Annotated in this window: 24 protein-coding genes and 1 tRNA gene; 18 read left to right on the plus strand and 7 right to left on the minus strand. The window is 63.2% G+C overall.

Going from position 1 to position 25,667, the window contains the following annotated elements:
* Positions 1-32 precede the first annotated feature (32 nt).
* The 4 genes from IB262_RS16395 (at position 33) to IB262_RS16410 (ending at position 4,778) form a co-directional block, all read left to right on the plus strand.
* Complete coding sequence (locus tag IB262_RS16395; protein WP_060611126.1) at positions 33-1,709, plus strand: flotillin domain-containing protein; 1,677 nt, start codon at positions 33-35, stop codon at positions 1,707-1,709.
* 430 nt (positions 1,710-2,139) lie between these two features.
* Positions 2,140-3,246 (plus strand): DUF937 domain-containing protein, encoded by a 1,107-nt coding sequence (locus IB262_RS16400; protein ID WP_162728793.1) that lies wholly within the window; start codon positions 2,140-2,142, stop codon positions 3,244-3,246.
* Between the two features lie 92 nt (positions 3,247-3,338).
* Positions 3,339-3,836: a hypothetical protein gene (locus tag IB262_RS16405; protein WP_112976127.1), complete on the plus strand. Its 498-nt coding sequence runs from the start codon at positions 3,339-3,341 to the stop codon at positions 3,834-3,836.
* Positions 3,837-4,070: 234 nt separating this feature from the next.
* The gene (locus IB262_RS16410; protein WP_112976128.1) at positions 4,071-4,778 is read left to right on the plus strand and encodes a hypothetical protein; all 708 of its coding nucleotides are present in this window, start codon (positions 4,071-4,073) and stop codon (positions 4,776-4,778) included.
* Between the two features lie 125 nt (positions 4,779-4,903).
* Here IB262_RS16410 and IB262_RS16415 read toward each other — a convergent pair.
* Positions 4,904-4,993: transfer RNA gene (locus IB262_RS16415), tRNA-Ser, on the minus strand.
* 295 nt (positions 4,994-5,288) lie between these two features.
* Here IB262_RS16415 and rplU point away from each other — a divergent pair.
* The 4 genes from rplU (at position 5,289) to IB262_RS16435 (ending at position 7,306) form a co-directional block, all read left to right on the plus strand.
* Positions 5,289-5,663 (plus strand): 50S ribosomal protein L21, encoded by a 375-nt coding sequence (gene rplU / locus IB262_RS16420; protein WP_034802644.1) that lies wholly within the window; start codon positions 5,289-5,291, stop codon positions 5,661-5,663.
* A gap of 33 nt (positions 5,664-5,696) precedes the next feature.
* Positions 5,697-5,966 carry a 50S ribosomal protein L27 gene (rpmA, locus tag IB262_RS16425; RefSeq protein WP_034802646.1) on the plus strand — a complete coding sequence of 90 codons (270 nt, stop codon included), beginning with the start codon at positions 5,697-5,699 and terminating at the stop codon, positions 5,964-5,966.
* Positions 5,967-6,092: 126 nt separating this feature from the next.
* Entirely contained in the window at positions 6,093-6,725 is a 633-nt protein-coding gene (locus tag IB262_RS16430; RefSeq protein WP_065774004.1) for a GNAT family protein, read from the plus strand.
* On the plus strand, positions 6,722-7,306 hold the full coding sequence (locus IB262_RS16435) for a GNAT family N-acetyltransferase (RefSeq protein WP_034802652.1): 585 nt from the start codon (positions 6,722-6,724) through the stop codon (positions 7,304-7,306). The genes IB262_RS16430 and IB262_RS16435 overlap by 4 nt, the downstream gene beginning before the upstream one ends.
* Before the next feature lie 43 nt (positions 7,307-7,349).
* Here IB262_RS16435 and IB262_RS16440 read toward each other — a convergent pair whose 3' ends face one another.
* On the minus strand, positions 7,350-8,210 hold the full coding sequence (locus IB262_RS16440) for an endonuclease/exonuclease/phosphatase family protein (RefSeq protein ID WP_112976143.1): 861 nt from the start codon (positions 8,208-8,210) through the stop codon (positions 7,350-7,352).
* A gap of 135 nt (positions 8,211-8,345) precedes the next feature.
* On the opposite strand from IB262_RS16440, the gene obgE reads away from it, so the two are divergent.
* The 10 genes from obgE (at position 8,346) to IB262_RS16490 (ending at position 18,618) form a co-directional block, all read left to right on the plus strand.
* Positions 8,346-9,368 carry a GTPase ObgE gene (gene obgE, locus IB262_RS16445; protein ID WP_060521425.1) on the plus strand — a complete coding sequence of 341 codons (1,023 nt, stop codon included), beginning with the start codon at positions 8,346-8,348 and terminating at the stop codon, positions 9,366-9,368.
* Position 9,369: 1 nt separating this feature from the next.
* The gene (proB, locus tag IB262_RS16450) at positions 9,370-10,539 is read left to right on the plus strand and encodes a glutamate 5-kinase (protein WP_060521426.1); all 1,170 of its coding nucleotides are present in this window, start codon (positions 9,370-9,372) and stop codon (positions 10,537-10,539) included.
* Positions 10,532-11,815 carry a glutamate-5-semialdehyde dehydrogenase gene (locus tag IB262_RS16455; RefSeq protein ID WP_060521427.1) on the plus strand — a complete coding sequence of 428 codons (1,284 nt, stop codon included), beginning with the start codon at positions 10,532-10,534 and terminating at the stop codon, positions 11,813-11,815. The genes proB and IB262_RS16455 overlap by 8 nt, the downstream gene beginning before the upstream one ends.
* Positions 11,816-11,831: 16 nt before the next feature.
* Complete coding sequence (locus IB262_RS16460; RefSeq protein WP_089044395.1) at positions 11,832-12,440, plus strand: nicotinate-nucleotide adenylyltransferase; 609 nt, start codon at positions 11,832-11,834, stop codon at positions 12,438-12,440.
* 102 nt (positions 12,441-12,542) lie between these two features.
* Complete coding sequence (gene rsfS, locus IB262_RS16465) at positions 12,543-12,974, plus strand: ribosome silencing factor (protein ID WP_034802667.1); 432 nt, start codon at positions 12,543-12,545, stop codon at positions 12,972-12,974.
* 261 nt (positions 12,975-13,235) lie between these two features.
* Complete coding sequence (rlmH, locus tag IB262_RS16470; RefSeq protein ID WP_060521428.1) at positions 13,236-13,718, plus strand: 23S rRNA (pseudouridine(1915)-N(3))-methyltransferase RlmH; 483 nt, start codon at positions 13,236-13,238, stop codon at positions 13,716-13,718.
* A 159-nt stretch (positions 13,719-13,877) separates the two neighbouring features.
* Positions 13,878-15,272, plus strand: a complete 1,395-nt coding sequence (locus IB262_RS16475; RefSeq protein ID WP_112976144.1) for a murein hydrolase activator EnvC — start codon at positions 13,878-13,880, stop codon at positions 15,270-15,272.
* Positions 15,262-16,584, plus strand: a complete 1,323-nt coding sequence (locus IB262_RS16480) for a S41 family peptidase (RefSeq protein WP_034802677.1) — start codon at positions 15,262-15,264, stop codon at positions 16,582-16,584. Before IB262_RS16475 ends, IB262_RS16480 begins: the two co-directional genes overlap by 11 nt.
* 245 nt (positions 16,585-16,829) lie before the next feature.
* Positions 16,830-18,044, plus strand: coding sequence for a divergent polysaccharide deacetylase family protein (locus IB262_RS16485; protein ID WP_060521430.1), 1,215 nt, complete (start codon positions 16,830-16,832; stop codon positions 18,042-18,044).
* A gap of 52 nt (positions 18,045-18,096) precedes the next feature.
* Positions 18,097-18,618, plus strand: a complete 522-nt coding sequence (locus tag IB262_RS16490; protein WP_090295277.1) for an RNA pyrophosphohydrolase — start codon at positions 18,097-18,099, stop codon at positions 18,616-18,618.
* 75 nt (positions 18,619-18,693) lie between these two features.
* On the opposite strand, the gene bfr is transcribed toward IB262_RS16490, so the two are convergent.
* From bfr to IB262_RS16515, 5 genes are all read right to left on the minus strand, one after another.
* Positions 18,694-19,185 carry a bacterioferritin gene (gene bfr, locus IB262_RS16495; protein ID WP_034802698.1) on the minus strand — a complete coding sequence of 164 codons (492 nt, stop codon included), beginning with the start codon at positions 19,183-19,185 and terminating at the stop codon, positions 18,694-18,696.
* Positions 19,151-19,462 (minus strand): (2Fe-2S)-binding protein, encoded by a 312-nt coding sequence (locus IB262_RS16500; RefSeq protein ID WP_034803108.1) that lies wholly within the window; start codon positions 19,460-19,462, stop codon positions 19,151-19,153. The genes bfr and IB262_RS16500 overlap by 35 nt, the downstream gene beginning before the upstream one ends.
* Before the next feature lie 360 nt (positions 19,463-19,822).
* A complete protein-coding gene (locus IB262_RS16505; RefSeq protein WP_112976145.1) occupies positions 19,823-23,191 on the minus strand; it encodes an error-prone DNA polymerase in 3,369 nt (1,122 codons plus the stop codon).
* Entirely contained in the window at positions 23,188-24,771 is a 1,584-nt protein-coding gene (locus IB262_RS16510; RefSeq protein WP_246802660.1) for a DNA polymerase Y family protein, read from the minus strand. Before IB262_RS16510 ends, IB262_RS16505 begins: the two co-directional genes overlap by 4 nt.
* Positions 24,656-25,609, minus strand: a complete 954-nt coding sequence (locus IB262_RS16515) for a hypothetical protein (RefSeq protein WP_112976146.1) — start codon at positions 25,607-25,609, stop codon at positions 24,656-24,658. The genes IB262_RS16510 and IB262_RS16515 overlap by 116 nt, the downstream gene beginning before the upstream one ends.
* Between the last annotated feature and the right edge of the window lie 58 nt (positions 25,610-25,667).

Raw genomic sequence — 25,667 nt, forward strand, 5'->3', positions numbered from 1 at the left:
AATTCCACGTCTTAAAGTCTCACGGAGCAACCATGTTTTATGAACTCTTGGTGCCGGCCGGCATCGGCATCGTCCTGATCCTCGGCATCGGCTTTGTTCTTGCATCGCTCTATACCCGCTCGAGCCGCGACGAAGCCTATGTGCGCACGGGCCTTGGCGGCCAGAAGGTGGTCCTCGACGGCGGCTCCATCGTGCTGCCGATCTTCCACTCGATCGCCCGCGTCAACCTGAAGACGCTGCGCCTTGAAGTCCGTCGTGGCGAAGGCGACGCGCTGATCACCAAGGACCGCATGCGCGTCGATATCGGCGCGGAATTCTATGTGCGCGTGAAGCCCGACGCTTCCTCGATCGCGCTTGCAGCCCAGACACTCGGCGACCGTACCAACGATGCCGAACAGCTGCGCGTGCTGATCGAGGCCAAGTTCGTAGACGGTCTGCGCTCGGTCGCCGCCACCATGAGCCTCGACGCGCTGCAGGAACAGCGCATGGATTTCGTCAAGGCGGTGCAGGAAGCGGTCGGCGCCGACCTGCAGTCGAACGGTCTCGAACTCGAATCCGTTTCGCTGACCCGTCTCGACCAGACGGATATCAAGCACTTCAACGCCAACAACTTCTTCGACGCGCATGGTCTTGCGGCGCTGACCCGCATTACCGAGGGCCGCAAGAAGGAGCGCAACGAGATCGTGCGCGATACCGAAGTCGCGATCGCCCAGAAGGATCTGGAAGCCCGCCAGCAATCGCTGACGATCGAGCGCACCAAGCGCGAGGCGGAGCTGAACCAGGAACGCGACATCGCCAACAAGTCGGCCGCCACCCGCGCCGAAACCGCGCAGCAGGAACAGGCGGCCAAGCGCGCCGAGGAAGAAGCTCGCATCGCCGCCGAGCAGGCGATCGCCGAACGCGAGGCGCTTGCCAAGCAGGCGCGTGAAAGCGCCAACATCGACGCCACCCGCGCCGTGCAGCAGCGCGACACGGAAGCCCGCCGCGACCTGCAGATCGTTTCGCAGGAAAGCGCCATCGCGGTTGCCAACAAGAGCCGGGAAGAGTCCGAGGCGAAGGCCCAGGCTGAAACCGCCCGTGCGCTCGCCATTGCCGCGGAAGAAAAGGTGGAAACCGCAAAGGCCGTGGAAATCGCTGAACGCGAACGCCAGATCGCCGTCATCGACGCCCGCAAGAACGCCGAAACCGAAGCGACCGCCGTGACCGTCGGCGCCGAAGCCGAAAAGCAGGCGGCCCTCGACCAGGCCGATGCGATCAAGACGCTGGCCACCGCCGAGGCCGACGCCGCGATCATCAAGGCGAAGGGCGTGCTCGAAACCGGCAAGGCCGCAGCCGAGAGCGAGGCGCTGCTCAACGAAGCCCGCAACAAGCTGAGCTCCGCCATCATTGAATTCGAGATCCTGCGCGAACGCATCCGCATCATTCCCGAAGCGCTGGCAGAAGCGGTCAAGCCGATCGAGAAGATCTCCGACATCCGCATCTTCGACACCGGCGGCATGCTCGGCCGCAACGGCGGCGGCGACGGTGCTGCAAACGGCATCGGCCTTGGCGACGGGTTGGCGGGCCAGCTCCTGTCCTACCAGGCCAACAAGCCGATCGTCGACCAACTGCTGAAGGAAGCCGGCTTCAACGGTGAAAATGCCATCTCGTCGCTGCTCGGCAACCTGCAGGCGGCACCGCCGCCGGCGGAGAAATCGCCGAAGAAGTAACGCGAAACCGACGGGATCCCTGGCCTCGCGGCCGGGGATCAGACTATGGGTGCGGGCATCAGGTCAGGCCGGCCCGCGCGTGACCGCAAGCATCCTGCGGCGCTGTCGTCGCGACCCTTAAACCGGCCCTGCGGCCGACGGTCCGCCTTCTTCCCTCCTGCCTCGGCTGCCGGGTCACGGGCCGCTCAACATGCTGGCGCACTAGCGCGCGTGTTCAATGCGCCACGTTCTGCCGTTTCCGCAAGTTGCCGAGAACTGGCCATTTACATCCACAAGTGCTAATATTTTTGGGCCGAAGGTTCCAGAGGAACCCGCCTCGCGGCCGACAATCAGATAAACGCGAATTGCTTGCAGCCAATTGCCGCGCCGTCGGACGACCGCTCCATGAGCGCCGTCGATGTCCGACGACATCAACGTGGAGGAAAAGCCAATGGCCAGCAATCTTGTTTCGTATATCGCGCAGATGCTTACCCCTGACATGATCGCACGCATCGCTTCGGCGCTCGGGCTCGACAGCAGCAAGGTGCAGGGCGCCGTCAGCGCCGCCATTCCCGCGGTGCTGGCGGGACTGACGGGTGTCGCCGCGCAACCGGGCGGGGCGCAGAAGATCGCCGATACCGCCAGTCAACAGGGCGGATCGCTCGACAGTCTCATCGGGATGCTTCAGGGAGGCGATCAGGCGACGCTTAGCCAGAACGGGTCACAGATCATTTCGTCAATCTTCGGGGCGAAGGACGGCAGTGCGCTTGCGAACGCCATCGGCGGGATCTCCGGCATGGACCCGCGGGCGAGCGGTTCGTTGCTGGCGACGCTTGCTCCCCTCGTGCTGGGTGGCCTTGCCCGGCAGAGCGGCGGCGATCTCAGCGCCAATGGCATCGCCGGACTGCTCGCGAGCCAGAAGGACAACATCGCGGCCGCCCTGCCCTCCGGCGCAAGAGAACTGCTTGGCGGAACAGGCTTGCTCGGCGGGCTCGGCACTTCGGCACAGTCTGCTGCGGCCTCGGCAAGCCAGGTCGCCCGCAGCGCCGCGACGGCGGCTTCGTCCGTCGGTGGAGCCGGTCAGCGCGCAGCCGAGGCGGCGACGCCGTCCGGGTCGCGCAACTGGCTCTACTGGGTGATTGCCGTACTCGCGCTTGCAGCCGTGCTCTTCTATCTGTTCGGCAGACCGAGCGGAGAGGTCGCGCCACAGGCTGGTACGGCGGGGCAAAGCTTGACGGTCGCCGGGGTCGACATCGGCCGGCAGGTCCAGGACAGCATGGCGAGCCTGCAGACAACGCTGACCGGTGTCACGGACGCCGCCTCGGCCACGGCCGCCCTGCCGAAACTGGAGGAGATTTCAGCCGGGCTCGACAAAGTCACGGGCGCCACCGGGCAACTGTCTGCCGAACAGAAGGCAGCCCTTTCCGCGCTCGTCGGGCCGATGATGCCAACGCTCAACGGGCTTTTCGACAAGGTGCTGGCGATACCCGGCGCTTCCGACATCGTGAAACCCGCAATCGATGCATTGAAGACCAAGCTCGCCTCACTGGCGACCTGAAGAACCAGCCCAAGCATGAGCTGCCGGCCCTGCATTCCGCACGGACCGTTGGCGATTGTCATCGACGAAACCGGATAGGAAGGAAGACGGCCATGGCCGACAAATCGACATTCACCCCGGAAGAATGGACGCTGCTCCTGGAGAGCGTGATGATGGCCGGCATTGCCGTGACGGCCGCGGAGCCGAGCGGCCTCTGGGGGATGATGAAGGAAGGCATCGCCAACAGCAGCGCACTTCTGCAGGCAAAAGCCGATGCCGCAGCAAGCCCGCTCGTCAAGGCGCTGGTCGCTGACTTCGAAACCTCGGAGGGCCGGACCGCCGCTCGCGATGGGCTGCAGACGAAACTCAAGGGTGCCAAGCCGGAGGACATGAAGGCCAGATGCATTGAAACGCTGAATCAGGCCCGGACACTCGTCGAGACCAAGGCGCAGGGTGATGTCGCAGCCTTCAGCACATGGCTATATCAGATCAGCCAGAAGGTGGCGGAAGCCGCCAAGGAAGGCGGCTTCCTGGGCTTCGGCGGCGTCGCTGTCAGCGATGCGGAGAAGGCCACCTTGTCGGAAATCGCTGCGGCATTGGAGGTCGGTTGACGCCAACAGGCAAAGCGTGTCGCCAACCACCCTCAAAGGGCGTTACGACCTCTGTAGTGACAGGTGAGGAGAACTGGACCGAGGCGACAAAAACCAAGTGGGTTGCCCGTACGCCAAGGATTATCCAGACACAGATGCGCAACTGGATTTTCCTGGGGCGCTCCCAGAAATTAACCGAGCGTTGCAATGAGGAGGATATTTCGATCCTGCAGCTGGAGGAGCACGGCAGGACAGATGGAATACGAAAAGTTCTTACGCCAGCAATGGCAATCTCTCTACGACGAGTGGATCAACAACAGCGGCCACAGAAACATCGCCTTTCATACGGACGAGCAGCGAGAAAAAAGCACGCAGCGGGGCCACCCGGGAGACGGCGGACGATGGGTTAATCTCGGTCGCTGCGATCCGAGAAAGGCGCGGGTCTACGAAGGCCCCTCTGGCGACCGACAACTGTGGGTACGACCAGCGGACAAAACGCGCAAACCAAGTGCCGCTTACCGGCGGTATTGGCGCAGATTTGTAAGATCACAAGGGGTCCGAGAGCCGTATACCTACTTTGGGAAAATTTTCCCCGTTGATCATTTGTTTCCGGAGACAGCGGCGGCTCGGACCGGCTTGGAGTGGATAAGAGTTGTTCCGGTAAAAGCCAGAAGCAACGCCTTGGTTTCGTTCCTGGAGAAAAAGCGCGCGGCGAAGACTGAAAATCCGCGACCACATACAGCTGATTACATCACGATGGTCAAGGTAACGGGGTTCGAGAAATCTCTCATCAGCTTTCCGAATGGCCATGAGTTTGCGTGCCAGTTCGTGTTACATCTCGAAACCTGCACGCCAATAGAGACTCGTCCTTTTGAAGACCTCAAGCTGGAAATTGCGCTGATATCACATAGCTTCGACCGTGCTGTTTTCGGCCACACCCAAGGAGGTATCATCCACGTCTGAGCCCGGCTCGTTCGCCCGCTGAGGTAACATGCCTCAGGTGTGCCCCCGGCCAATCCGGCCCAAGCATCTAAGTTCAGAAAAAGATCAGCAGTTGTCAGAGAAGACTTGCGGCCCAAGGGCCAATATGGCGGAGAGGGTGGGATTCGAACCCACGGTACGGTTGCCCGTACGCCGCATTTCGAGTGCGGTGCTTTCGACCACTCAGCCACCTCTCCGCTTTGCTGGTCGGCGCTTGTTCGGCGCGGTCGGGTTCATAGCGGCAGATTCGGGTGCTGGCAAGGGCCTTGTTTGAAGAATATGTAACGGCCTCGTTGCTTTCGCCTTGACACGCCTGTGCAAATCCTTGTAATCCGCGCAATGAAGTGGTGTGGCCTAGCTTCACCGCAGCGGGTGTGATTTGCGCCCTTTCACCGGTGGATATCCGAAAAGGAGATCCACTCAACTGTCGACTGAGAAAAAGACGGCCTTGTCTTCGGGCAGAGAGCCGGATCGAACATGAAAGGATAAAAAATGTTCGCAGTCATCAAGACCGGCGGTAAGCAGTACCGCGTGGCCGCCAACGACGTCCTCACCATCGAAAAGCTGGAAGGCGTTGCAGGCGACAAGATCGAATTCACCGAGATCCTGATGGTCGGCGTTGGCGCCGATGCAACCATCGGTGCTCCGTTTGTCGAAGGCGCCGTTGTCAGCGCTGAAGTTGTTGAGCAGGGTCGCGCCAAGAAGGTCATCGCCTTCAAGAAGCGTCGCCGCCAGAACTCCAAGCGCTCGCGCGGTCACCGCCAGCACCAGACGACCGTCCGCATCCTGGACATCGCTGCTGCCGGTGGCAAGGCAAAGAAGGCTTCGAAGAAGTCTGAAGCTGCCGCTGAAGCCGCTGCAAACTGAGTTCAGGGATCTAAGGTTTAAAGGAGAACACCAATGGCACACAAAAAAGCTGGCGGTTCGTCGCGTAACGGTCGCGATTCTGAGTCCAAGCGCCTTGGCGTGAAGAAGTTCGGCGGCGAGAACGTCATTGCAGGCAACATTATCGTGCGCCAGCGCGGTACGAAGTGGCATCCGGGCGCCAATGTCGGCCTCGGTAAGGACCACACGATTTTTGCACTTACGGCCGGCAACGTGGACTTCCGTACGAAGGCCAATGGCCGCGTGTACGTGTCTGTAATGCCGAAAGCCGAAGCAGCGGAATAAGCCGGTAGCGCTCTAAAACAGCCGGCGTCTCATCGACCCGGCTGACGCACCTGATGGTTCCAAGCCAGACTTCAAAGGGGAGATGGGGCAATACCCAACTCCCCTTTTTCGTTTCTGGAGGAAACCATGCAAACCGAGTTGTTGAGGGAAGACCAATCCCGGTCTCCCGAGCAGAGGCTGAGGCCCCAACGGTCAAGGACCGATTGCCCGATATTGTTGTCACCCCGGCTCGTTCTGCGCGCGCCCCATGAAGACGATATCGACGCCCTTGCCCATCTTGCCAACAATGCCAATGTCGCGACCATGGTTTCGCGCATGCCGCACCCGTATACGACGGCCGATGCCGCCGACTTCGTGCGACGCGCGAAAGCCGGCACGATTGGCAAGTGCGTCTACGCGATTACCAAAGCGGACAATGGCGCATTTCTCGGTTGTTGCGGTATCGAGCCGCATCCCGATGGCAAGACGGCGGAGCTCGGCTATTGGCTGGGCGAGCCCTATTGGAACCAGGGCTATGCCACCGAGGCCTCCCAGGTCCTGACCGACATGGCCTTCCGCACCCGCGACATCGACCAAATCGATGCGCGCTGCCGGGTCATGAACTTGGCATCGCGCCGGGTCATCCAGAAGTGCGGTTTCCAGTTCCAGGGCAGCGGCATGGTCGGCAGCCTGGCGCTCGGCGGCTCGATCGCCGTCGAATGGTACCGACTCGACCGCAAGACCTGGGTCTCCTTGAGAAGCTGGGGAGGCATGCGATGAACGCGCTCGCTTCCGAACGCCAGCGGATCGTTGCCCGCCCCGGTCCCGGCCCCTGCCCGGTCATCGAGACCAAGCGCCTGGTTCTACGCCCGCATCGGCGAAACGACGCCGAGGCGATCGCCCAGTCGCTCGGCGATTTCCAGGTGGCGCGCATGCTGGCGCGCGTTCCCGCGCCCTACGATCAGCAGGACGCGCTCGACTGGCTGACGGCGCAGACTTCAGGTTTGACGCCAGACTGGACCTTCGCCGTCACCACCGGTGACGACGTGCACATCGGCTGCGTCGGCATCGAGCTCCGCCACGGCCAATGGCATGTCGGCTACTGGCTGAACCGCTTCTACTGGGGGAAGGGCTTTGCCTCGGAGGCCACCTATGCGGCGGTCGAGCGCTTCTTCCGCCGCATGCCCGAAACGACCCTGCATTCCGGCGTCTTTGCCGACAATCCGGGATCGCTGAAGGTGCAGGAGAAGATCGGCTTCCAGATCACCGGCTGCGCCCAGGTCTATGCGCTCGCGCGCAACGCCATGGTCGCCCATATCGAGACGCGGCTGACCGCCGCCGATCTGCGCCGACCGCACTAAAGAACATCCCCGCGAAGCTCGGGCTTCGCGGGGACCTTTTTTGTCATGCGAGCGTGAAACCGACAGGCAGGTGGTCGGAACCCTTGGCTTCATAGTCGGTCCAGGCATCGGTGAGACGAGACGCAAGGCCGGCGCTCAAGAAACAATAGTCGAGATGCATGCGTTTTTCGGGGTTTTCGGGATGGATCCAGCTATAGCTTTCAGGCGTCAGGCGGCCGAGATGGGCAAGCGCATCGACCGGATTCTCAAGCCGCAGCGAACGGCCGTAGAAGGCGTCGCGCGAGCCCGTCATCGCGCAGTATTCCGGCGTCTCCGGCTCCATGTTGAAATCGCCCATGACGACGAAGTCCTCCGGATGCGGCGGCTCGGCCATGCCGAAATCGGCCGCCCCGGTGATCGCGCCGCCTTCGAGCGGATAACCGAGCAGCCGCTCCTTGAGATAACGGATCTGGGCAATACGCTCGGCCGGCAGCACATGATCGAGATGCACGGAATAGACCCGGAGCGGACCGGCGGGCGTTGCGATCAGCGCTTCCGTCGCCCCGCGCTGCAGGTTCATCGGGCTGATCGTGCGGGTGCGCGGCAAGGGGATGAGCCGGGTGGCAAGGATCGGCCAGCGCGACAGGATCATGTTGCCGAACTGGAAGCGCCGGCTGACGGCGCGTCCATCCTCGATCGCCGAACCGATGTCGATGTCGCAAGGCGCGTGGAAGGCCGCGAAATGGCCAGGAAACAGCTTTTCGAAGCGGGTGACGAGATCGACATGGCCGTTGCGGTGGAAGCCGCGCGTCACTTCCTGAAGCGCGATGATGTCGGCGTCCCCGATCGAGGCGGCGATACGCTCGGGATCGAAGCGGCCGTCGAGGCCGATGCCGTATTGGGTGTTGTAGCTAACGAACCGCACGATATTCTTTGACCTCCGAATAAACCGCCTATATCGATGGCGGCAAATTACAGCGCCGCGCATCCTTTAGGACCTGCAAAGGTCGCTGTAACACTTTCTAAGACCGCGCACTTACACCGAACAGATGGCAGCCCAATGAAATTTCTCGACGAAACGAAAGTCTATATCCGCTCCGGCGACGGTGGCGCAGGCGCCGTCTCGTTCCGGCGCGAGAAGTTCATCGAGTTCGGCGGACCGGACGGCGGCGACGGCGGCCGTGGCGGAGACGTCTGGGTGGAGGCCGTCAACGGTCTGAACACGCTCATAGACTTCCGTTACCAACAGCACTTCAAGGCCAAGACCGGCCAGCACGGCATGGGCCGCAACCGCACCGGCGCCGGCGGCGACGACGTGACGCTGAAGGTCCCGGTCGGCACCCAGATCTTCGAGGAAGACAACGAGACGCTGATCGTCGACATGGTCGCCGAGGGCCAGCGCTATCGGCTGGCCGCCGGTGGCAATGGCGGCTTCGGCAACGCCCGCTTCAAGTCCGCGACCAACCAGGCGCCGAACTGGGCCAACCCCGGTCTCGAGGGCGACGAGAAGACGCTCTGGCTGCGGCTGAAGCTGATCGCCGATGCCGGTCTCGTCGGTCTGCCGAATGCCGGCAAGTCGACCTTCCTTGCCGCCTGCACGCGCGCTCGCCCGAAGATCGCCAACTATCCGTTCACGACGCTGCATCCCAATCTCGGCGTCGCCACCATCGACGGCAACGAGTTCATTATCGCCGACATTCCCGGCCTGATCGAAGGTGCGCATGAAGGTGTGGGCATCGGCGACCGCTTCCTCGGCCATGTCGAGCGCACGCGCGTGCTGCTGCACCTCGTCTCCGCCCAGGAGGAAGATGTCGCCAAGGCCTATAAGACGGTCAGGCACGAGCTCGAAGCCTACGGCGGCGGGCTGGAAGACAAGCCGCAGATCGTCGCGCTGTCGCAGATCGACGTGCTCGACGAGGACGAGCTGAAGGTGAAAGCCAAGGCGCTGGCCAAGGCCTGCGGCGAGCAGCCCCTGCTGCTCTCTGCCGCCGTCGGCAAGGGCATGACCGAAGCGCTGCGAGCGTTGCGCAGCGTCATCGTCGCCGCCAAGGCCGGTGAAGGCTATGGCGAGGAGAACCTCTGAGATGACCAAGACCCGCAAGCCGCTTTTGAAGTATCGCCGGGTCGTCATCAAGATCGGGTCGGCATTGCTGGTCGACCGCGCCACCGGGCTGAAGAAGGCCTGGCTTGACGCCATGTGCGCCGACATTGCCGGCCTCAAGGCCAAGGGCGTCGAAGTGCTCGTCGTCTCCTCGGGCGCGATCGCGCTCGGCCGTACCGTGCTCAACCTGCCGGCAGGTGCCCTGAAGCTCGAAGAGAGCCAGGCGGCCGCCGCCGTCGGCCAGATTGCGCTCGCGCGCGCCTGGTCGGAGAGCCTTTCGACCGATGCCATCGTCGCCGGACAGGTGCTGCTGACACTCGGCGACACGGAAGAGCGCCGCCGCTACTTGAACGCCCGCGCCACCATCAACCAGCTGCTGAAGCTCGGCGCCGTGCCGATCATCAACGAGAACGATACGGTCGCGACCACAGAAATCCGCTATGGCGACAACGATCGCCTCGCCGCCCGCGTCGCCACCATGGTCGGCGCCGATTTGCTGGTGCTGCTCTCCGATATCGATGGGCTCTACACGGCCCCGCCGCATCTCGACCCGAACGCCCGCTTCCTCGAAACGATCGCAGAGATCACCCCTGAGATCGAGGCCATGGCCGGGGGTGCGGCATCCGAGCTTTCGCGCGGCGGCATGCGCACCAAGATCGATGCCGGCAAGATCGCCACGACCGCCGGCTGCGCCATGATCATCGCCTCAGGCAAGCCGAACCATCCGCTGGCAGCGATCGAGGACGGCGCCCGTTCGTCCTGGTTCGCACCATCAGGCTCGCCGGTGACCGCGCGCAAGACCTGGATTGCCGGTCAATTGCTACCAGCCGGAACGCTTGCCGTCGATGCCGGTGCCGAAGAGGCGCTGCGCTCGGGCAAGAGCCTGCTGCCGGCCGGCGTCCGTGACGTGACGGGCAGCTTCAGCCGCGGTGACACCATCGCCATTCTCGGCACCTCCGGCCGCGAGATCGCCCGTGGTCTTGCCGGCTACGATGCCGACGAAGCCCGCCAGATCGCCGGCAAGAAATCGGCCGAGATCGCCGCGATCCTCGGCTATGCCGGCCGCGCCGCCATGGTGCACCGCGACGATATGGTGATGACCGGAAAACGCGCTGAGGCCGAGGGCAGCCGGAAGGATGAAGTCCATGCTTGACGAGGTGAAAAACAAGGGCGACGTCGAGACCGTCATGCTGGAGATCGGCCGCAACGCCAAGGCCGCCAGCCGACCGCTTGCCATCGCCAGCGCCGAACGCAAGCACGCCGCCCTGATCGCCATGGCCGATGCGATCGTCGCCCGCACGGACGAGATCCTCTCGGCCAATGCGATCGACCTTGAAAACGCCCGCGAAGGCGGCGTCGCCGCCTCTTTCATCGACCGCCTGACGCTGAGCGAAGGCCGCATCCGCGACATGGCAAACGGCATTCGCGCGATTGCCGAGTTCAAGGATCCTGTCGGTGACATCATTGCCGAATGGGACCGGCCGAACGGCCTGCACATCGAGCGCGTCCGCACGCCGCTCGGCGTCATTGGCGTCATTTATGAAAGCCGGCCGAACGTGACGGCTGACGCCGGCGCGCTGTGCCTCAAGGCTGGTAATGCCGTTATCCTGCGCGGCGGCTCCGACAGCTTCCATTCCTCCGGCGCGATCCATGCCTGCCTCGTCGAAGGCCTCAAAGCCGCCGGCCTGCCGGAACATGCGATCCAGATGGTGCCGGTCTCTGACCGCGCGGCCGTCGGCGCCATGCTCTCGGGTCTCGGCGGCACGATTGATGTGATTGTACCGCGCGGGGGCAAGAGTCTCGTTGCCCGGGTGCAGAACGAAGCGCGCGTGCCGGTCTTTGCCCATCTCGAAGGCCTCTGCCACATCTATGTCGATGCCTCTGCCGATCTCGCCATGGCGGAAAAGATCGTCGTCAACGCCAAGATGCGCCGCACCGGTATCTGTGGTGCTGCCGAAACACTGCTGATCGACCGCAACGACGCCGACCGACTGGTCAAGCCGTTGCTGAACGCCCTGCTGTCAGCGGGCTGCGAAGTACGCGTCTCCGACGAGCTCTCAGGCGCGGTCGACGGCCTGAAGGAAGCGATCGACGAGGATTGGGCAACGGAATATCTCGACGCCATCATCTCGGTGAAGCTGGTCGACGGGATCGCCGGTGCGATCGAGCACATCGGCACCTGGTCGTCGGCCCACACGGAGGCCGTCATCGCCGAGGATCCCGGGGTCGTCGAGCGTTTCTTCTCGGAGATCGATTCCGCGATCTTGCTGCATAACGCCTCGACCCAGTTTGCCGATGGCGGCGAATTCGGCATGGGCGGTGAAATCGGCATCGCCACGGGCAAGATGCATGCGCGCGGACCGGTCGGCGTCGAACAGCTGACCTCTTTCAAGTATCGGGTGCGTGGTGCTGGACAGGTCAGGCCCTGAGGTGACGGCAGGCAGGGTGAACGCCCGCTACCTGCGCATGCCCCATGTCGAAGCCGGCATGGTGGTGGGCCTCTTCGGCGGATCCTTCAACCCGCCGCATGAGGGCCATGTGCTCGTTGCCGACACGGCGATCCAACGGCTCGGGCTCGACCAGCTCTGGTGGATGGTGACCCCTGGCAATCCGCTGAAGGACCACAACAATCTGGCGCCGCTTGCCGACCGCATCGCCATGAGCGAAGCGATCGCGCACAACCCGCGCATCAAGGTGACGGCCTTCGAAAAGGCGTTGGGGCAGAGCTATACCGCCCGCACGCTCGAAATCGTGCAGGCGCGAAACCGCGACATTCGCTTCGTCTGGATCATGGGCGCCGACAACCTGAAGAGCTTCCATCGCTGGCAGAACTGGCAGAAGATCGCCCGCACTTTCCCGATCGCCGTCATCGATCGGCCGGGCTCGACGCTCGCCTATCTCTCCTCGCGCATGGCGAAAACCTTCGACTATGCTCGCATCGACGAGGACGACGCGCGGCGCCTCCCCTTCCACCGCGCGCCAGCCTGGACCTTCATCCATGGACCTCGCTCATCGATGAGTTCGACGGCGCTTCGCGCCGCCGGTGGAGTATGATTTCCAGGGATTCAGTTCTGCTGTCTTGAAACAGCTACGGTTTGATGCCTACATTCATGGACGGTTCGATCTTTGTTCGAATCGGAAGTGCCTGTTCTGTTCATGTGGAAAGGAAAGACCCTGACAACAGCACACGCCAAGGGATATGCGGTTACCGCATTCCCGCGCAGCACGGGATCTAGCGACGAAGCCGCTGTCCGTGCGCTTCAACTGGTCCTCGAGAGCCTAGAGGACTCGAAGGCAGAAGACATCGTCAGCATCAACATTGCCGGAAAGTCGGCGCTGGGAGACTTCATGGTCGTTGTCTCCGGGCGATCGAACAGGCATGTGATGGCCATTGCAGATCACCTGACGACCGACCTGAAAGACGGGGGCTTTGGCAATGCCCGTGTCGAAGGTCTGGAAGGCGGTGACTGGGTGCTGATCGACACCGGTGATGTGATCGTTCACATCTTCCGACCGGAAATCCGGGAGTTCTACAACATCGAGAAGATGTGGGCGGCTCCCGAGATCGAGGACGGCACCTTGCATTGAGACCGACCGGGTCGCCGCGCAGCTGAATGCCGGACGAGCCGAGTTGCGGTCATGCATGAATGTGAAGGGCTGGCGCCGCCTTGTGCGGCGTTGTCAGCCGGATATTTGTTGCGACTGATCGTAACCTGCAGGCCCGTCAACCGGACAAGGCGCAACGACGCTGCAAGGCTCCAGGAACGCGGTATAAGATTCTCCTTGAATCGACCCGATTTCAGGAACTATGCAGTGCGCGTTGCAGCGCAAGCGAGGACGGACAAGGTCATGCGTATCGGACTTTTCGCAGTCGGCCGCCTCAAGGCGGGGCCGGAAAAGGATCTTGCGGCCCGTTATCTCGATCGCTTCTCCAAGGCCGGTCCGGCGATCGGGCTTGAGCTTTCCCGCGTCGTCGAAGTCAACGAAAGCCGTGCTTCGAACGCCGAGACGCGCAAGCGCGAGGAAGCCGCACAGCTCGAAAAGGCACTGGCCGAAGGCAGTCTGCTCGTGCTCTTGGACGAACGCGGCAAGGCGCTGGATTCGGAAGGCTTCTCATCGCTTCTCGGCACGTTCCGCGACAGCGGCAAGCGTGACCTGATGATCGCGATCGGTGGCGCCGATGGTCTCGATCCGAGCCTTCATGCCCGCGCCGATGCGGTGCTGAACCTTGGAAAGATGACCTGGCCGCACCAGCTCGTGCGCATCCTGATCGCCGAACAGCTCTATCGGGCCGTCACCATTCTCTCCGGCCACCCCTATCATCGGGTCTGAAGCGGCGGGGCTGCTTTTCGGGCAACCTCTCCCGGTACACGCGGCGATAACGAGAATATGCTTGGTCGTGCGCGCCAAATCAGATTAGGTTTTTTCCTCATATTTTCGGATGGACGCACGCAACGGATGACGCCCCGAGGCAGGACCAGCGTTTTCGGCATGAGAAGAGACGACGCAGGACGGCTTGCCCGTACTGCGGCGGCCTTTGCGCTTGCGCTTGCGATCGGCCTGCCGGCGAGCGCCCAGGAGGCCACGCCGCCCGCCGCCGCGACCGGTCAGGAGCAGGGCCCGCCCGACCCCGCCGCCGACCTCACGCTTCGCCGCAACAGTACGCGCAGCGAACTGGATGCGCTCTCCAAGACGATCACGCTTTCCCAGGAGCGCGCCAATGCGCTGACGGAAACCATTGCCGAAATCGACAAGACCAACGAGACGCTGCGCGCCGCAATCGTCGAGTCCGCAAAGAAACGCCAGGATCTCGAACAGCAGATCGTCGATGGCGAGAAGAAGCTGAGCGACCTTAGAACCAAGGAAGACACGGTCCGTCGCTCGCTGCGCTCACGCCGGGGCGTGCTTGCCGAGGTGCTCGCCGCCCTGCAGCGGATGGGGCGCAACCCGCCGCCGGCGATCCTGGTGACGCCTGAGGATGCGCTCGGCTCCGTGCGCAGCGCCATTCTGCTTGGCGCCGTCGTGCCCGGCCTGCGCAAGGAAACCGAAAACCTGGTGGCCGACCTCAAGGCGCTCGCCGACATCCGCACCGGCATCGACCGGCAGCGCGAGGACCTGACTGCGGCAATGACCGCCAATGTCGAGGAAGAGCGCCGCATGTCGATGCTGGTTGCCGAAAAGGAAAAGCTGCGCCAGACGAGCGCCAGCGAACTTGCGGCCGAGCAGCGCAAGGCGCAGGAACTGGCCTCGCAAGCGACCAATCTCCAGGGCCTGATCGGCTCACTCGAGGACCAGATCTCCTCCGTTCGCGAGGCTGCCGAAGCGGCGCGCGCGCAGGAGGAAGAACGCCGTCGTATGAGCGAGGCAGAGCGCGAGGCGGCGCGGGAACTCGCCCGCAATGCGGTGCCTGACAAAAACCGCATTGCGCCCGCATATGTGTTTTCGGAGCTGAGGAACAAGCTTGCCTATCCGGCCGCGGGATCGCTGTTGCGCAAATTCGGCGATGCAGACGGGACGGGGCATTCCCTGCAAGGGATCATGTTGGAAACCAATCCCGGCGCGCTGGTGACTGCGCCGTCAGATGGCTGGATCGTCTATGCAGGCAATTTCCGCAGTTATGGGCAGATGATCATTCTCAACCCGGGCGACGGCTACCACGTCGTGCTTTCGGGGATGGAGAAGGTGAGCGTTCAGACTGGGCAGTTCGTCGTAGCCGGAGAACCGCTGGCGACGATGGGCGCAAAAAGAGTGGCGAGCGCTGCGGCCTTGGCGCTGGAAACGGACCGGCCGACGCTTTACATTGAATTCCGAAAAGACGGAAAACCGGTTGATTCCCGACCATGGTGGACCGCAGCAGAGGTTGGAAAGGCGCGAAATGATACGTAGGGCTTCACTTGTTCTGGTCGGGGCGCTGATGGGCGCGACCGCGATGGGCGTGGTTTATTCGGCTGTCGTTCCGGCCGTCGCTGCCAACACCTCGACCTATCGCGAACTGGCAATCTTCGGCGACGTGTTCGAACGCGTGCGGGCGCAATACGTGACGCCGCCGCAGGACGACAAGCTGATCGAGAACGCGATCAACGGCATGCTTTCCTCGCTCGACCCGCATTCGAGCTACATGAACTCGACCGATGCCGAGGACATGCGCACCCAGACGCGCGGTGAATTCGGCGGCCTCGGCATCGAAGTGACGATGGAAGACGACCTCGTCAAGGTCACGAGCCCGATCGACGACACACCTGCGGCCCGCGCCGGCGTGCTTGCCGGCGACTTCATTTCCAAGATCGACGGTGCGGATGTTCGCGGACTGAAGCTCGAAGACGCCGTCGAAAAGATGCGCGGCGCCATCGGCACCCCGATCAAGCTGACGATCCTGCGCAAGGGCGCGGACAAGCCGATCGAACTGACGATCGTCCGCGACGTCATCGCCGTTCGTGCGGTCAAGTTCCGCACCGAAGGCGACGTCGGCTACCTGCGTGTCATATCCTTCACTGAAAAGACCTATGACGACCTGAAGAAGGGCATCGAGAAGATCAAGGCGGAAGTGCCGGCCGATAAGCTGAAGGGCTACGTGCTCGACCTGCGCCTCAACCCGGGCGGTCTGCTCGACCAGGCGATCAACGTCTCCGACGCCTTCCTGGAACGTGGCGAAGTCGTTTCGACCCGCGGCCGCAACCCGGACGAGACCCGTCGCTTCAACGCCACGCCGGGCGATCTGACCGATGGCAAGCCGGTAGTTGTTCTGGTCAACGGCGGCTCGGCCTCCGCTTCGGAAATCGTCGCCGGTGCCCTGCAGGACCTGAAGCGCGCGACCGTGCTCGGCACGCGCTCCTTCGGCAAGGGTTCGGTCCAGACGATCATCCCGCTCGGCGAAGCCGGTGCGCTGCGTCTGACGACGGCGCTCTACTACACGCCGTCGGGCAAATCGATCCAGGGCACGGGCATCACGCCTGACATCAAGGTCGAACAGCCTCTGCCGCCGGAACTGCTCGGCAAGGTCGAGGCTCAGGGCGAGTCCGATCTGCGCGGCCACATCCAGGGCCAGAGCGAGACCGACGAAGGCTCCGGCTCGGTCGCCTATGTGCCGCCGGAAGCCAAGGACGACCTGCAGCTGAACTACGCGCTCGACCTTCTGCGCGGCAAGAAGACGGACCCGTCCTTCCCGGCGAGCCCCGAGCAGGCTCAGCTGAAGAAGTAAGCCTCACAGACACGAAACGAAGCGCCGCATGTTCACCCGAACATGCGGCGCTTCGCATTTGGCCCCATGACTGGGCCGGCCGATGCACTGGTCAAGCCTTCGCCACTAAATTATAGGGTTAGCAAGCGCTGCCGCGGCCACTGATTCTTCGAAGGCATACGGCGTGCGACGGGAGAGGATCGGCACGCGTCCTGGCGCCGGCCTCGCTCTAGCGGCAACATCCCACAGCTCGACCGAGGCTTCGTTTGGGAACTGATCTCAATGCTCCGCTCGGCCAGAATCGGCGGGCCAAGCCAGTGTCGAAGCGCAATCCCCAGCGAACGCTCGGGTTTTCTCTTGCCGGCCTTTGCATCGCCGCGGTGATTGGCCTTTCCGCCTGGAACACGCTTTCGCCGGACGGTTTGCGGCGTGATTCCGCATCGCCGGTCGTAACGGCCGAGAAAGCGAAGAGCCCAGGCGACAAGGCATCCAACCCGGCCAGCGGCCAGACGGGCGTCGGCTCCGGAACGATGGCACCGGGAACGGCCTATTCCGGCGCCGATGTAGAGCGCACGCTCACCGACGACGGCTCCACCGTCACCACGTTTTCGCCGCGCAGCCGCGACGGCAAGGGACCGGCCCTCATCAATGTCGGTCCGATCCGCGGCCAGGATCCGCGCATGGCGGCGATGCCCAATGACGACCTGCTGGAAGAAAGCCCCGCCGGACGCCTGCCGATCATCGGCCCCGACGGGCTGCGGCCGCTCGATCAATATGCGCGCCCCTGGTCGGGCGCGCGCGGCACACGCATCGCACTTGTCGTCGGCGGGCTCGGCCTCAGTCAGACGGGAACCCAGAAGGCGATCCGCGACCTGCCGGGCGAGGTGACGCTCGGCTTTGCCACGGCTGGAAACAGCCTGCAGCGCTGGATGCAGGAAGCGCGCCGCAGCGGCCACGAGATCCTGTTGCAGCTTCCGATGGAGCCGTTCGACTATCCGGCCAACGATCCAGGCCCCAATGCGCTGCGCGTCGGCCTCAGCGAAAAGAAGAACCTCGCGGAACTGCACCGCAACCTCGCCGAGATCACCAATTATACCGGCGTCATGAATTATCTTGGCGGCCGCTTCCTGTCCGATGCCGATGCGCTGGAGCCGGTCATGCGCGATCTCGGCAAGCGCGGCCTGCTGTTCCTCGACGATGGCACCTCGGCGCAGTCGCTGTCCGGCAAGCTTGCCGGCGCCTTCGACGTGCCGCACGGCTTTGCCGACCTGACGCTCGACAGCGAACTCAGCCGCAACGCGATCCTGAAGAAGCTTGATGAACTCGAACGCATCGCGCGCCGCAACGGTACCGCCATTGGCGTCGCTTCTGCCTTCGACGAGAGCGTCGGCGCGATTGCCTCCTGGATCGGTGAAGCGCAGGGGCGCGGCATCGAGATCGTCGGCGTTTCCGCGCTCGTCAAGGATCCGCAACAGAACTAGCTTAAAGCCGTCCCCACGGGGCCAATGAACGTTTGCACAGAAGAGGCAGCCGATGAGCAAGGACAAGAAACTGAAGGCGGATGACCTTCCCTATCGCCCCTGTGTCGGGGTGATGGTGCTGAACCGGGCGGGCCTCGTCTGGGCCGGTCATCGTATCGCCGTCGGCAATTCCGAATATGACGGCTCGCCGCAGCAATGGCAGATGCCGCAGGGCGGCATTGACAAAGGAGAGGATCCGCTGAAGGCCGCCTATCGCGAGCTTTACGAAGAGACCGGCATGAGCACCGTCTCGCTGCTGGCCGAAGCGCCCGGCTGGATCAACTACGACCTGCCCGAACATCTGATCGGTATCGGCCTCAAGGGCAAGTATCGCGGCCAGACGCAGCGCTGGTATGCCTTCCGCTTTGAAGGCGAAGAAAACGAGATCGCCATCAACCCGCCGCCGGGCGGACACGAGCCGGAGTTCGACGCCTGGGAATGGAAGCCGATGCGCGACCTGCCGGAGCTGATCGTGCCGTTCAAGCGCAAGGTCTACGAGGAAGTGGTTGCGGCTTTCACGCATCTGGCGCCGTGAACCGGACCTGCTGTTCCTGAAACGACAAAGGCCGGCGATATCGCCGGCCTTTGTGTTTGCAAGCTTTTACCAGGCTCAGTCGGCTTCGGCCTCGTTGGCCGGAGCGGCATTGAGCTGGCCGTATTTCTCTTCGCCGATCTTGTCGAGCAGCTCGAGCTGGGTTTCGAGGAAGTCGATATGGCCTTCCTCGTCGGCGAGCAGCTCTTCGAAGAGCTTCATGGAGACGTAGTCTCCGGCGGCGTGACAGATGTCGCGGGATTTCTTGTAGGCGGTGCGGGCGTCGTATTCGCCGGCGAGGTCAGCCTTCAGCACTTCCTTGACGTTCTGGCCGATGCGCAGCGGCGCAACCGTCTGCAGGTTGGGATGGCCTTCAAGGAAGATGATGCGCGCGACGAGCTTGTCGGCATGCTGCATCTCCTCGATGGATTCGGCCCGCTCCTTCTTGGCGAGAAGCGTATAGCCCCAGTCCTCGAGGAGGCGGTAGTGCAGCCAATACTGGTTGACGGCACCGAGTTCGAGATAGAGCGCTTCGTTAAGCTGCTCGATGACTTTTTTGTCGCCTTTCAAGATCCGCCCTCCGGTTGTCGTCATGGAATTGTCTGAGGCGGGTCATGAAATCAAATATCTCTGCGTCCGTCGAGTCGCGGTGCGCGTGATATTGCTCGGTGGTGCGGATGATGATGTCGACGACATTGGGGAAACAGCCGCAGCAACGGCCGCGTTTTTCCATCGCGTGGTAGACTTTCGCCGGCACGATCAGCTGCCAACAGTCCTCGTCGAGGAGACCAATGATCGTGTCCTCGATCTCTTTTTCCGTGATGAAATTGCAGCTGCAAACCAGCATGTCGTCTCGCCTGTCGTACGCAACGCCCTGTATCAGCGCATAAAGCAAAACAGGACATTTAGTGTCAACTAAAAACTCCGCGAGCGGAAGTTGCGGGTGGATTAGAACGACTCTAAACTTGACAAAAAACTTCGCCTTTTCAGAATTTTAGAGATTCCTGAGCGACTGCGCCTGCAAACCCTGAATGGGTCATGAGGCGCACAGCCTGCGACATTTTTACACACCTCCGGTCGCGACGGCGGGAAACCCTGCCCATGACCCCGCGCCGGAAGCATTCCATGGAATCCCTCCGACGTATCTGGCCGTCCCTTCGCCAAACCGCCCCACACAATCGGGAGACAGCAAAGCCGGGTCGGGCTTTCAATGGAAATTGCGCCCCTTCGGCATCACGTCGGCCACCTCGGCTGTCGCTCGATCCGGGTTGCTGGAACTGCTGCCGGAATGGCGGGGGATCGGTAGGCGCTGGTCGCCTTGCGCCCGCTTCATGCGCGCGTCGCCGGTCGGTCTCAGTGCCTCATCGGCACGCTCGCTTGCGCCGAACCGCCGCGCTTCCTTGCGCAACAGCCCGAGCATCGGCGTGATATCCTCGATGTGCTCGGCGACCACATGGATGACGCTGCTTTCGCGCTGCAGCCGGCCGCGGATCTTCACGAGACGCGCACCCATGACCACCGGCCGATAGGTCGCAAACACCTTCGGCCAGACGATCGCATTGGCAACACCGGTCTCGTCCTCGATCGTCATGAAGATGACGCCCTTGGCCGAACCCGGACGCTGGCGGACGAGCACCAGCCCGGCAACCGTGACCCGTCGCCCGACCGGGGCGGTCGCCAGCATGCGGCTCTGGACGATCCCTTGCGCGGCAAGCGTATCTCTGAGGAAGGAAACCGGATGCGCCTTCAGCGAGAAGGAGAGATAGCGATAGTCGTTGATCACCTGCTCACCTGCCAGCATCTCCGGCAACGCCATCGCCGGCTCCGGCCGCAACTCCTCCTTCGCCGCGCCCTCGAAGAGCGGCAACCGTTCGGCAGCACTCTTTTCATCGAGCGCCTTCACCGCCCAGAGCGCCTTGCGCCGGTCGAGCCCGATCGAGCGGAAGGCATCCGCATCGGCGAGCCGTTCAAGCGCTGAACGCGACAGCCCCGAGCGTAGCCAGAGATCGCGCACCGTTGCGTAACCGGCACCCCGGTTAGCGATGAGCTTCAACTCGATCTCGTCCTGCTTTAGCCCCTTGATCGAGTTGAAGCCGAGCCGCATCGCCTTCGTCGTCTTGATCACGTCCTCCATCTCACGGTGGCGCGGCTCGATGGCCCTTTTGTCGAACCCTCCTTCTTCAAGGTCGGCATCCCAGACCGAGTGGTTGATGTCGACGGGCATGACCCGGACCCCATGTTCCCGCGCATCGCGCACCAATTGCCCCGGTGCGTAAAAGCCCATCGGCTGCGAGTTCAACAACGCGGCGCAGAAGACGTCGGGATAATAGGTCTTGAACCAGGAGGAAACATAGACGAGCAGCGCGAAGGACGCCGCATGGCTTTCGGGAAAGCCGTACTCGCCGAAACCTTCGATCTGCTTGAAGCAACGCTCGGCAAAATCGCGCGGATAGTCGTTCCTGACCATGCCTTCGATCATCTTTTCGTGGAAGGTATGGATGGTGCCGGTGCGCTTGAAGGTCGCCATGGCCCGGCGCAACTGGTCAGCCTCGCCGGGCGAGAAGCCTGCGGCAGTAATCGCGATCTGCATCGCCTGCTCCTGGAACAACGGCACGCCCAGCGTTCGCTTCAGCACGGCCTCCAGTTCAGGACTTGGATATTCGATGGGAATTTTTTTATCCCGCTGCTCCCGCCGCTTCAGATAGGGATGCACCATGTTGCCCTGGATCGGCCCGGGCCGGACGATCGCCACCTCGATGACGAGATCGTAGAAGATGCGCGGCTTCAGCCTTGGCAGCATGCTCATCTGCGCCCGGCTCTCGATCTGGAAGACGCCGATCGTATCGGCGCGACAGATCATGTCGTAGACGTCTTTCTGGTCATCCTTGAAGAGCTGATGCAGCGTTTTCTGCTCGTTGTAATGCCGGTCGAGAAGCTTGAAGGCACGGGCGATGCAGGTCAGCATGCCGAGCGCCAGTACATCGATCTTCAGGATCTTCAGCGTGTCGAGGTCGTCCTTGTCCCACTCGATCATGTAGCGGTCGGGCATTGCCGTATTCATGATCGGCACCACCTCGTCGAGCCGGTCGCGGGTCATCACGAAGCCGCCGACATGCTGGGAAAGATGGCGCGGGAAACTCATCAGCTCGGTGGCGTAATCGAGCACCTTCACCGTCGTCGGATCCTTCGTATCGAGCCCGGCCGCCTGCGCCTCGCGCTCCGAGAGATCGGCGACCGACCAGCCCCAGACGGAACCGGCAAGCGCCGACTGCACGTCTTCTGAGAACCCGAAGGCCTTGGCGGTCTCTCGGCCGGCCGAGCGCGCCCGGTAGCTGATGACGGCGGCCGTCAGTCCCGCATGCTCCTTGCCGTAGGTGCGGTAGATGTGCTGGATCACCTCTTCCCGCTTCTCATGCTCGAAATCGACGTCGATATCCGGCGGCTCGTCCCGTTCGGTCGAAAGGAAGCGATCGAAGAGCAGGGTGGTCTTAAGTGGATTTACCTCGGTGATGCCAAGGCAATAGCAGACGGTGGAATTCGCCGCCGACCCGCGGCCCTGGCACAGGATGTCGGCGCCGCGCGCGAACTGCATGATGTTGCGCACTGTCAGGAAGTAGGGCTCGTAGCGTTTCTCTGCGATCAGGCCGAGTTCGTATTCGATCTGCCTGGAAACCTGTTCGGAAATTCCTTCGGGATAACGCTCGCGCGCGCCCTCCATCGTCAGACGCCGCAGCGTCTGCGTCGGCGTCTCGCCCGGAATGCTCTCATCCGGATATTGATATTCGAGATCCGACAGCGAGAACTTCAGCCTCTCGAAGAAATGCCCGGTATTGGCGATCGCTTCCGGATAGTCGCGGAAGATGCGGATCATTTCGGCGGGCGTCTTCAGATGCCGCTCGGCATTGGCATGCAGCCGATAGCCTGCGGTCGCGATCGTCACATGCTCGCGGATGGCTGTAACGACATCGGCAAGCGGCCGGCGGCCGGCGGCATGAAACAGCGGACTGTTGGTGGCGACGAGCCTGACCGACGCATGGCGGGCAATGGTTGCAAGCCCGGCAAAGGCGAACTGATCGAAGCCATCGTAACGCGGCACCAGCGCCAGATAGAGCCGATCGGCGAAATGCGGTTTCAGTCGCTTGAGAAAATCGGCAAGCAGGGTTGCCTCCGGCGCGCCGATGACAGGACCCGGCAGCACCGCGAGAAGCAAATCCTCGCCCCATTCGATGAGATCGGTCTCGTAGAGCGTGCAGGTGCCCTTCTTGGCCCGCAGGTTTCCGGCGCTCAGCATTCGGCAGAGATTGCCCCAGCCGCGGCGGTTTAAGGGATAGGCGAGCACGTCGGGCAGGTCTTCGGCAAAGGTGAGCCGCGCACCGGGCTGGAAAGCCGACTTCTCCACCTTGGCCTGCGCATGGGCGCGCACCACGCCGGCGACCGTGTTGCGATCGGCAATGCCGAGGCCGCCAATACCGAGGCGGCTCGCCGCAACGACCATCTCACCCGGATGGGAAGCGCCTTCGAGGAAGGAGAAATTCGACCAGGCACCGATCTCGAAATAGGGGGTAGCGTCGCTCATGCGAAGACTCCATGCATGAACCAGCGCGGCGGAGCGCTCGCGCCATAATGCCCCTCGCGAAACAGCCAGAACCGCCGGCCGCTATCGTCCTCCACCCGGAAATAATCACGCTCCAGCGCCGGCTCGCCATCAAGCCACCATTCGCCGGCGATCCGCTCCGGCCCCTCAGCGCGCGCGATACGGTGCAATGTGCGCCGCCAGCGAAAGCTTCTCGGCGGCCCCTCCGGCACTTCGGCCACCGCCTCCACCGGTTCGGGACTTGGAAAGAGCCGCTGCGGCCGGGCGGCGGCAGCAAGCAGGGGCGCCGGGATGTTGTTACCCGGTTCCTCTGCCTTGCCGATCAGCGCCAGATCCGTGAGCGGCCGGAAGCTTGCCGCCCGCTCCGGCACATGGCTTTCCGAGAGCGCCGGCACCATGAGGCTTTCTGCGCCGAAGCGCGCCATGACCCGGTCGGCGAAGGCGGCAAGCGGACGCTCGCGATCCGGCGTGCCAGAGAAATCCTCCTGCATCACCTCGTATTTTTCGCTCTTCGGCACCGAAAGCCTGAGGATTTCGAAGCCGAAGCCGGCATCGAGATCTTCGTGCACCGCCTGCAGGCGTTCGCGGAAGAGACCCGCGACGCGACGCGGCTCGTTGAGCGGCGAGGACGTGCCGGCGGCGATGCGAAAGACCGCACCGTCGACGCGGAAAAGCAGCAGTTCGAACAGGCGCCCGCCCTCGCCGCGCTTCTCCAATTCCGGTTTCAGCCGCAACGCCAGTTCTTCCGTCAGGCCCAAAATATCGTCTTCACCCTGGACCGGCTCGCCGAGCCGCCGCTCTGCCGAAAGGGCAGCGACGGGCAACCGTGGCGACAGCGGCTCGTCCTCGCGCCCGAGCGCCTGGTCGAGACGCAGAAGCAGGGTTGCGCCGAACCGGCGGGCGAGCGGTGCGCGCGGCGCCTCGATCAGGTCGCCGATCTGCTTGAGCCCGACCCGGCCGAGTGTTTCGATCGTTTCCTGCGGCAGCCGCAGCGCCGCCATCGGCAAGGGTGCCAGCGCTCGCGCCGCCTCGTCCTCGGCAAGGATAGCGTCGGAGCCGAAACGCGCCACCGCCCAGGAGAGCCCGGCGGACGAAGAGATCGCCGCCCGGGCCTCGACCCCCAGATGAAAGAGGCGAGCGAGCAGATCGTCGAGCAGCGCTTTTTCCCCGCCGAGAAGATGGGCGCAGCCGGTGATGTCGAGAAAGAGGCCGCTGTCGCCATCGAGCGCGACGAGCGGCGTGTAGCGGCAACACCAGTCCGCCAGCCCTCCAAGCAGCGCCCGGTCGGCGGCGGGATCGGCCGGCAGCACGTCGATCTCGGGACACATGGCCCGCGCTTCGGCGACACCCTGGCCGATATAAAACCCACGCCTTTCAGCGAAACCATCGAGCGCAACGAGACGCATTGCGCTCTTCACCTTGTCGGCGAAGACGACGGGCGGATGCTCAGGACGCCCGCGGGAAAGCCACGAGTTCCCCCAGCGCTTGCGCGCGACCCGATCGGCCGGAAGATGCGGAAAGGTGAGCGACAGAATGCGCTGGTTCTGGATCTGCCGCAGCAGCGGCTGGTAGGGGCTCGACGGGGTAAAGGCGGCGGTCATGGGGGTTCCACTCCAGGAAGAAGCCGAGCGGCGCAGGAGCCCTACTCTTCTCGGCAATGACGTGAAAGACGGGATGGCCGATGCTGCCGCGAAGCATCGATCCATCCGGTAGCGGTCGCTCGCGCGCCGGCGCCGGCTCGACGAGGAAGCGGAAGAAGGCGCTGCTCGCCTCCTCGTGTCCGGATTGGCGCAGAAGCAGAAGGGGGACGTGGCCAGCGCGCGAGCGCACATGCAGGCGTCGGCTCTCGCTGAGTGCCAGGGCAGCCGGGTTGCCGCGAATTTCAAGGATGACGGCACAGAAGCTCGGCACGGAAAGCGCGGCCTCGGCGATCCAGAGCGCATCCTTTATCGTGCGTGGCAGGCTGAAGACGAGGCCGCGGACATCGAGACCAAAGGCCTTCAGACCCAACCCATAGGGCATGCCCGCCTCGGCGGAAGCCATCGGCTGGCTGATCCAGAGAACGGGGGCGGCCGGCTCGCCCTTTTCAAGCCGCGCCCGTTGACAGAGCACGCTGAGTGCTGCGGCAAAACCGGCGGCTGCACCGGCATCGCGCGTCTCGGCATTGCGGATTTCCGTCATGCCTTCGAGCGGCAGGCCGCCTTCGAGAAGATGGTCCAGATCGGGAACGCCGAGCGCCAGCGCCTTGCGGCCAGGCTCGTCTTCTTCCCGTTGACGGAAGCCGCCGGGATCGGCCGCCTTGGCGGCGCGCACGACACCCGGAAGCCGACGGTTTTCGATCCTGGCTATGGTTTCTCGGAGCGAAAGTACCGTCTCCCGCTGCACGGCTGTGTCGGCCATGACGGTCAACTCCCATCAGAATGTTCATGTTATGTTCTATTAGATTCCAGAGCTTCCT

Source organism: Ensifer sp. ENS02, assembly GCF_014851885.1.
Lineage (GTDB): Bacteria > Pseudomonadota > Alphaproteobacteria > Rhizobiales > Rhizobiaceae > Ensifer > Ensifer adhaerens.